Source organism: Streptomyces sp. Ru73, assembly GCF_002920575.1.
Classification (GTDB): Bacteria; Actinomycetota; Actinomycetes; order Streptomycetales; family Streptomycetaceae; genus Streptomyces.
Map to the genome: position 1 here is coordinate 43,334 of NZ_PQSQ01000059.1, position 8,365 is coordinate 51,698.

Genomic DNA, 8,365 nt, shown 5'->3' on the forward strand with positions numbered 1-8,365 from the left:
GGTGAGGAGCATGCGCGCGCGATGGGCGGACCTCGGGTCGGCGCTGGCCCCGGTGGCCGCCGGCATGGGCGTGATGGCGGCCGCCGCCGCGGTTCTGGTGCCGGTGCTCAGCGGCGGGCCCGCCGTGCCGGAAGCGCCGCGGGTCCCGGCGGCGCCCCGTACGGCCGCCGCCTCGCCCGCCGCCACCGGATGCACGGAGGCGAACGCCGCGGAGAGCCTGCGCCCCTCCGCCGCCGACGGCCCCGCGGTGCGCCGGATCAAGAAGGCGGGCCGGCTGGTGGTCGGCGTCGACCAGAACAGCTACCGCTGGGGCTACCGCAACCCGGACAACCCGAAGAACCTCATCGGCTTCGACATCGACCTGGCGAAGGCCATCGCCAAGGACATCCTCGGGCCGCACCCGCACATCGTGTACCGCGCCATCCCCACCAACCAGCGCATCGACGCCGTACGGCAGCGCAAGGTGGACATGGTGGTGCGCACCATGACGATCAACTGCGACCGCAAGCGGCAAGTGGCCTTCTCCACCGCCTACTTCAAGGCGGGCCAGCAGGTGCTCGCGCCCAAGAGGTCGTCGATCGACGCGTTCGACGACTCGCTGCGGGGAAAGAAGATCTGCACGGCGGCAGGATCGACGGGCGAGCAGCAGCTGAAGCGGGAGGACCACGGCGCGACGGTCATGACCGTGCCCAACCAGCTCGACTGCCTGGTCCGGCTCCAGCTGGGCGAGGCCGACGCCGTGGTGACCGACAGCGCGCTGGCCGCCGGCCAGGCGGCGCAGGACCCGGCCGTCGAGCTCAAGGGCGAGCCGTTCAGCACCGACCTGTACGGCGTGGCGATGAACAAGGAGGACGAGGACCTGGTGCGGCGGGTGAACAAGGTGCTGGAGGACTACCGCAGCGGCGGTGCCGACAGCCCGTGGACGACCGCGTACGACAAGTGGCTCAAGGCCGACCTGCCGGGCGTCTCCGGCCCGCCGGCCCCGCAGTACAGCGACTGACCGGCCCGGCCGGACGCCCCGCGCCCGGCCGTCAGCAGCGCACCGCACGCACTCTGGAGAGGTGATCGATGGGGGTCCCTGGACCCGCCCCGGCCATGAGCCGCGACGAGGTGGACCGTGCCCTCGGCAGGCTCGACGCCGAGCACGAAGCGATCGAGACCTCGCTGCTGGCGCTGCAGGACCACGCGGGCCGCCGCCTCCTGGAGGGCGCCGAGCTGACCGGCGTCACCAAGGACCGCTGGGCGACGGCCGAGCGGCAGATCACGGCGCTCTGGGCGCACTTCGAGGCGTACTCGGCGGCCCTGGAGTCCGCCCGCGCGCTGCGTGCCCGCCGCCGCTGGCCCTCCCAGGAGGACCTGGCCACCCTGTCCGACATGCTGCGCGGCAACGGCATCACCGTCTCCGGCGGCTCGGCCGCCGGCAGCCCCGGCCGGCTCAGCGAACAGCTCAGCCTCGAGACGCTGGTCGACCGGATGAACGGCCTGTACGCGCGGGCCCTGGACGTCATCGTCAGCGCCGACTCCGTATGGACCGCGCTGCCGGCCCGGATCGACCTGCTCGCCGCCGAACTGCGTCGCACCCGCTCCCTCGCGCACTCCGTCGGCGTCCGCCCCGGCGAGCACCCCTCCGGCGACGACCTGGAGCGGATCACGCACGAACTGACGCAGCTGCGCGCCGAGGTGCTCACCGACCCGCTCGCCTTCTGGGTGCCGGCCGCCGACGCCAGCTCCGCGCCCGGCGGCGGCCGCCCCGACACCGACCGGTACGACCGGGCCGCGCGCGCCCTGGAGGACGTGCGGCGCGAGATCGAGGCGGTGCTCGCCGTGCGGCAGGACGCCGAGCAGCGGCTGATGCACCTGCGCGACCTGCTCTCGCGCGCCGACCGCACGCTCACCGAGGCCCGGCAGGCACGCGGCGAGGTGCTCGCGAAGATCGCCGCCTCCGAGGTGCCGGCCGTCTCGGGCCCGTCGGCCGCGCTGCACGAACAGCTCGCCACCGCCGCCGAGTACCGCAGACGCGCCCAGTGGCACCTGCTGTCGCCGCTGCTGGACAGCCTGGAGGAGCGCGCCGAGGAGGAACTGCTGCGCGCCCGCGAGTCGTTGACCGCGGTGACCGCGCCGCTGGCCGTACGCGCCGAGCTGCGCGGCCGGCTCGACGCGTACAAGGCCAAGGTGGCGCGGCACGGCCTGGCCGAGGACCCGCTGCTGATCGAGCGGTACGACATCGCCCGCCGCATGCTGTGGAGCGCGCCCTGCGACCTGCGCGCCGCCGAGCACGCGGTGCTGCGCTACCAGCAGGCGGCGGCCGAGGCGCTGGCGGCCGGTCGCGCCGAGCGCGAGGGGGAGGCATGACCGGCGAAGCGAACACCGACTGCCAGCGGCCGGAGTGCGCCGGCCGTTACGAGGACGTCGGCGGCGGCGAACTGTACTGCGACACCTGCGGCATGGCGCCCGTCGTCTCGCCGACCGGCATGGTGGCCTCGCCGCCGACCGGCGTGGCGGGCCCGGCCCGCGCCTCGGCCGGCTCCGGCCCCTCGCAGCGCTCCGGCAGCGCCCGCGGCTCGTCCTCGTCCCGGTCCTCGTCCCGCTCGTCCGGCTCCCGGCGCTCGGTCTCCGGGCGCCTCGCCGGCGCGCTGTCCGGGCAGTCGACGCAGTCGGTGTCCGTGCGCAGCGCCAGTTCGGGCCAGGGCTCGGCGTCCGGTTCGGGCGCGGGGCGCGGGCGGCTGGGCGCCGGCCTGGTGGCGGTGCCGGACGTGCCGCGGCCCGACCCGCGCACGGTCGTGCTGGAGAATCCCGAGGTGCCCGAGCGCAAGCGGTTCTGCAGCCGCAGCGACTGCGGCGCGCCGGTGGGCCGGGCCCGCAGCGGACGCCCGGGCCGTACCGAGGGCTTCTGCACCAAGTGCGGCCACCCGTACAGCTTCGTGCCGAAGCTGCGGGCCGGTGACGTCGTGCACGGCCAGTACGAGGTCGTGGGCTGCCTGGCGCACGGCGGGCTGGGCTGGATCTATCTCGCGGTGGACCGCGCGGTCTCCGACCGGTGGGTGGTGCTCAAGGGCCTGCTGGACACCGGTGACGAGGACGCGCTCGCGGTCGCGGTCTCCGAGCGCCGCTTCCTCGCCGAGATCGAGCACTCCAACATCGTCCGCATCTACAACTTCGTCGAGCACCTCGACCCGGTGACCGGCAGCCTCGACGGCTACATCGTCATGGAGTACGTCGGCGGCAAGTCCCTGAAGGAGATCGCCAACGAGCGGCGCACGCCCCAGGGCCGGCGCGACCCGCTGCCGGTGGAGCAGGCCTGCGCGTACGGCATCGAGGCGCTGGAGGCCCTCGGCCACCTGCACAGCCGCAACCTGCTCTACTGCGACTTCAAGGTCGACAACGCCATCCAGCAGCACGACCAGCTCAAGCTGATCGACATGGGCGCGGTCCGCAGGATGGACGACCACGAGAGCGCGGTCTACGGCACGGTCGGCTACCAGGCGCCCGAGATCGCCGAGGTCGGCCCGTCCGTCGCCTCCGACCTCTACACCGTCGCGCGCACCCTCGCCGTCCTCACCTTCGACTTCCAGGGCTACACCAACGTCTTCGCCGACTCGCTGCCCGACCCCGAGCACATCGACGTCTTCCGCCGGTACGAGTCCTTCTACCGGCTGCTGGTCCGGGCCACCGACCCCGACCCGGCGCGCCGTTTCTCCTCCGCCGAGGAGATGGCCGAGCAGCTGACCGGCGTGCTGCGCGAGGTCGTGGCGCTGCAGACCGGCGAGCAGCGGCCCGCGCTGTCCCAGCTGTTCGGGCCGGAGCTGCGGGTGGTCGACACCGAGCTGATGCCGGCCGTCGCCGGGGACACCTCGCTGCTGGGCCGGCGGACCGCGCCGCCCCGCCGCCGGTTCCGGCGCCGGCAGCCGGCCGCGGCGCTGCCGGGCCGGGGCCCGTCGGCCGGGCTCGTGGGCGCGGCCCCGGCCACGCCGTCGGTCCCGGCCCAGGTGTCGTACGAGATCTCCCCGCTGCCCGGCTACGGCGGCCCGGCCCCCGTGCTGCGCACCCTGGACACCGCGGCCACCGTGCTGGCGCTCCCCGCGCCGCGGGTGGACCCCGGCGACCCGAACGCCGGCTTCCTCGCCGGCCTGCTGGCCGCTGCCCCCGCCGAACTGCTCGCCGCGCTGCGCTCCGCGCCCGCCGACTCCCTGGAGGTCCGGCTGCGCGACCTGCGGGCCCGGCTGGAGATGGGCGACGGGGACGGGGCCCGGCGGGTGCTGCGGGAGATCGAGACGGACCCGCTGGCCGAGTGGGCGACGGACTGGCGGGTGGTCTGGAACCGCGGCCTGGTGGCCCTGGCCAACGGCGACAAGGAGACCGCGGCGCTCTCCTTCGACGCGGTGTACGACGCGTTCCCCGGCGAGCCGGCGCCCAAGCTGGCGCTGGGCGTCTGCGCCGAGGTGCTGGGCCAGCTGGACAACGCGGCCGAGTACTACCACCTGGTGTGGACCACCGACCACAGTTACGTCAGCGCGGCGTTCGGGCTGGCCCGGGTGCGGCTCGCGGCCGGTGACCGGGCGGGCGCGGTACGGGCCCTGGAGGCCGTCCCGGAGTCCTCGATCCACTTCACCGCGGCCCGGATCGCCGCGGTGCGGGCCCGGCTGCGGCAGCGCCCGGCCGGCCAGCCGCTGCTGGCCGACCTGCGGGCCGCCGCCGGGGAGATCGAGCGGCTCGCGGACTTCGGGCTGGACGCGCAGCGCCGCGAGACGCTGACGACGGAAGTGCTGGGCTGCGCCCTGGACTGGGTGCTGTCCGGACGTGCCGGGGAGCCGGTGCCGGACGACGGCCCGGACGCGGCGCGGCCCGACGGCGGCCGGGCCACGCTGCTCGGCTGCGCGCTGGACGAGCGCGGGCTGCGCTTCGGCCTGGAGCGGTCCTACCGGCTGCTCGCCAGGCTGGCCCAGCGCGGTGATGAGAGGATCGAACTGGTGGAGCGGGCCAACCGCTTCCGCCCCAGGACGTGGGTGTGAGATGGCAGTGACAGGTCCTTCCCGGTGCCCGGGCTGTGGAGAGCCCCTGGAGCCGGGGGACAACTTCTGCGGCGTGTGCGGAGCCGATCTCTCCGCCACGGCGGACGCGCACGCGGCCGGGGACCACCCGACGCTCGCGCTCTCCCCCCGGGGCGAGGTGCCCGCCGGGCAGCCCGGCGGCGCGTACGGCGATCCGGGGCCCGCGCGCCCCGACGAGCCGTACCGGACCGACGAGGCGTACCGGACCGACGAGGCGTACCGGGCCGCGCCGCCGCCCGCGCCGGAAACCCGGCTGCCGGACCCCGGCCCCGCACCGGCGGCACCCGCACCGGCGGCACCGGCGCCGTCGCCCGCCGCGGCCGGCGAAGCGCCCGCCGACCCACGCACAGACTTCGCCGCCGGGACGTGCGTGGCCTGCCGGGCCGGCACCGTCGACCAGGACGGCTACTGCGAGCGGTGCGGGCACGCCCAGCCCCGCGAGCGCGACCACTTCGAGCGGGAGCTGGAGCGGGTCGCAGCGGTCAGCGACCGCGGCTACCGGCACCACCGCAACGAGGACTTCTTCGCCCTCGCCGGCACCACGCTGCCCGACGGCTCCCCCGCGGTGCTCGCGGTCGTCTGCGACGGCGTCTCCTCCGCGACCCGGCCCGACGAGGCGTCGCAGGCCGCCGCCGAGACGGCGGCCGAGGCCCTGGTGGCGGCGCTGCCCCGGGAGGCGCATCCGCAACAGGCCATGCACGACGCGATCGTGGCCGCCGCCAAGTCCGTCGACGCGCTCGCCGCGCAGGACGGGCCCCAGGAGCACGACCCGTACCGCCGGCAGAACGCCCCGGCCTGCACGCTGGTGGCGGCCGTCGCCGCCGGCGGGCTGCTGACCGTCGGCTGGGTCGGCGACAGCCGCGCGTACTGGATCCCCGACGACCGCACCGCGCCCGGCGCGCGGCTCACCGAGGACGACTCCTGGGCCGCACAGATGGTGGCGAACAACCTGCTGACGGAGGCGGAGGCGTACGCCGACGAACGTGCCCACGCCATCACCGGCTGGCTCGGCGCCGACGCGTACGAACTCCAGCCGCACACCGCCGCCTTCCGGCCCGACCGGCCCGGTGTCGTCGTGGTGTGCACCGACGGCCTGTGGAACTACACCGAGGCCGCCGCCGACCTCGCGGCCGTCCTGCCGCTGGACGCGGGCGCACGCCCGCTGGACAGCGCCCGGGCACTGGTGCGCCACGCTCTGGACAGCGGGGGCCACGACAACGTAACAGTGGCCGTGGTGCCGTTCCCCGCCCCGGCAGGCGGGGCAGGATCGGCCTGAGCCGCCACGGCGGCAGCAGGACAGCAACGCAGTCACCACAGCAACGCAGCAACCGCTGTGAACGGTCCGGCACCTGGGGAGGTGCCGACGGGGGGACGGCCTGGGGTACTTCCGCCCGCCCGCATGCCGACGTGCTTCGACGGAGCGTCAAGGAGCGGAAGAGATGGCCAACTTCTCGAAGTCCACGGTGCCGCAGTTCTCCGTGGAGGTGTACCAGAACGAGTACCTCCCCGAGGGCGGCCGCGAGGTCAACGCCATCGTCACGGTCACCGCCACCGGCGGCGGCACCTCCGGCGGCCGGCCGCTCGCCGACGCCGCTGGGCGGCCCGCCGCGACCGCGCCGGGCGGGGCCCCGGACGCCGCCGTGGCCGTCATGGTCGACTGCTCGGGCTCGATGGAGTACCCGCCGGTCAAGATGCGCAACGCCCGCGAGGCGACCGCCGCGGCGATCGACACCCTGCGGGACGGGGTCGCCTTCGCGGTGATCGCGGGCACCCACCAGGCCGCGGAGGTCTACCCCGGCGGCGGCCGGCTCGCGACGGCCTCGCCCGCCACCCGCGGCCAGGCCAAGGAGGCGCTGCGGCGGCTGCGGCCGGGCGGCGGCACCGCGATCGGCACCTGGCTGCGGCTGGCCGGCCGGCTGCTGGACTCCTCCGACGCGGCCATCCGGCACGGCATCCTGCTCACCGACGGCCGCAACGAGCACGAGTCGCCCGAGGACCTGCGGGCCACGCTGGACGCCTGTGCCGGGCGGTTCACCTGCGACGCGCGCGGGGTGGGCACCGACTGGGAGGTCGCGGAGGTCACCGGCATCGCCTCGGCCCTGCTGGGCAGCGCCGACATCGTCGCCGATCCGGGCGGGCTGGCGGCCGACTTCACGCGGATGATGGAGACCGCGATGGGCAAGGAGGTCGCGGACGTCGGGCTGCGGGTGTGGACGCCGCAGGGCGCCGAGATCCGGTTCGTGAAGCAGGTCGCGCCGACGGTCGAGGACCTGACCGGCCGGCGGGCCGAGGCGGGACCCCGGGCCGGCGTCTACCCGACCGGCTCCTGGGGCGACGAGTCCCGCGACTACCACCTGTGCGTACGCGTCCCGGACGCCGGCGTCGGCCGGGAGATGCTGGCCGCGCGGGTGGCACTGGTGCTCCCTGTGCCGGGCGGCGACGCGCCCCGGACGCTCGCGCAGGGCCTGGTACGGGCGGTGTGGACGACGGACACGGCCGTATCGACGCAGATCAACCCACAGGTGGCGCACTACACGGGACAGGCGGAACTGGCCCGCGCCATCCAGCAGGGACTGGATGCCCGTAAGTCCGGAGATATGGACGGAGCCACCGCGCGGCTCGGCCGGGCGGTACAGCTGGCGAGCGCCTCGGGGAACGAGGACACTGCGAAACTCCTTGCGAAGGTGGTGGACGTCGTCGACGCCACGACCGGTACTGTGCGGCTGAAGGCGAAGGTCGCGGAAGCGGACGAGATGACGCTCGAAACACGCTCAACCAAGACAGTTCGCGTCAAAAAGTGACAAACGAGTGACAAGCAAGACGTAACACCGTTGGAAGACGGTACGGAGGGGGACATACCGACATGCCGACCTGCCCGAACGGCCACCAGTCAGTGGCCGAAGACTGGTGCGAGGTGTGCGGCCACCGCATGGCGGGCACTGTCGCCCCGACGCCTCCCCCGCCGCCCGGCTTCCCCGGCGCCCCCGCCCCCCAGCAGGCGCCCCCGCAGGGCGGCTACGGCTTCCCGCCGCCCCGCCCCGCCCGGCGGCGGCCAGGCGCCCGGCACCGGCACCGGCACCGGCGAGCTCTGCCCGCAGTGCGGGACGCCGCGCGAGGCCATGGCCCCGTTCTGCGAGGAGTGCCGGTACAACTTCCTGACGCACTCCTCGACCTCCGCCTCGTACCCGGCGCCGCCGCAGCAGCAGTCCGCGCCGCCGCCCGGCTTCCCGCCCCAGCCCGGCCCGCCGGACCAGTACGAGTACCAGGGCTCGCGCCCCTCGCAGATGAACCGGCCCGCCGAGCCACTGGGCCCCGGG

The 8,365-nt window shown here is 75.3% G+C and carries 5 protein-coding genes and 1 pseudogene; all 6 read left to right on the forward strand.

The genetic code is table 11. The features are described from left to right. The first annotated feature begins 10 nt into the window (after positions 1–10). On the forward strand, positions 11–1,000 hold the full coding sequence (locus C3486_RS23495; RefSeq protein ID WP_103834744.1) for a glutamate ABC transporter substrate-binding protein: 990 nt from the start codon (positions 11–13) through the stop codon (positions 998–1,000). A gap of 68 nt (positions 1,001–1,068) precedes the next feature. Further along, the gene (locus C3486_RS23500) at positions 1,069–2,352 is read left to right on the forward strand and encodes a hypothetical protein (protein WP_103834745.1); all 1,284 of its coding nucleotides are present in this window, start codon (positions 1,069–1,071) and stop codon (positions 2,350–2,352) included. Beyond that, on the forward strand, positions 2,349–5,009 hold the full coding sequence (locus tag C3486_RS23505) for a serine/threonine-protein kinase (protein WP_103834746.1): 2,661 nt from the start codon (positions 2,349–2,351) through the stop codon (positions 5,007–5,009). The genes C3486_RS23500 and C3486_RS23505 overlap by 4 nt, the downstream gene beginning before the upstream one ends. A gap of 1 nt (position 5,010) precedes the next feature. Continuing rightward, positions 5,011–6,324 (forward strand): PP2C family serine/threonine-protein phosphatase, encoded by a 1,314-nt coding sequence (locus tag C3486_RS23510; protein ID WP_103834747.1) that lies wholly within the window; start codon positions 5,011–5,013, stop codon positions 6,322–6,324. A gap of 163 nt (positions 6,325–6,487) precedes the next feature. Then, positions 6,488–7,849 (forward strand): VWA domain-containing protein, encoded by a 1,362-nt coding sequence (locus tag C3486_RS23515; RefSeq protein WP_103834748.1) that lies wholly within the window; start codon positions 6,488–6,490, stop codon positions 7,847–7,849. 62 nt (positions 7,850–7,911) lie between these two features. Continuing rightward, positions 7,912–8,365: pseudogene (locus C3486_RS23520) on the forward strand (FHA domain-containing protein); the annotation flags it as partial.

Bases quoted from the DNA above. Each gene is read 5' to 3' on its own strand.
- C3486_RS23495 (WP_103834744.1), top strand. From the start codon at position 11: ATGCGCGCGCGATGGGCGGACCTCGGGTCGGCGCTGGCCCCGGTGGCC.
- C3486_RS23500 (WP_103834745.1), top strand. From the start codon at position 1,069: ATGGGGGTCCCTGGACCCGCCCCGGCCATGAGCCGCGACGAGGTGGAC.
- C3486_RS23505 (WP_103834746.1), top strand. From the start codon at position 2,349: ATGACCGGCGAAGCGAACACCGACTGCCAGCGGCCGGAGTGCGCCGGC.
- C3486_RS23510 (WP_103834747.1), top strand. From the start codon at position 5,011: ATGGCAGTGACAGGTCCTTCCCGGTGCCCGGGCTGTGGAGAGCCCCTG.
- C3486_RS23515 (WP_103834748.1), top strand. From the start codon at position 6,488: ATGGCCAACTTCTCGAAGTCCACGGTGCCGCAGTTCTCCGTGGAGGTG.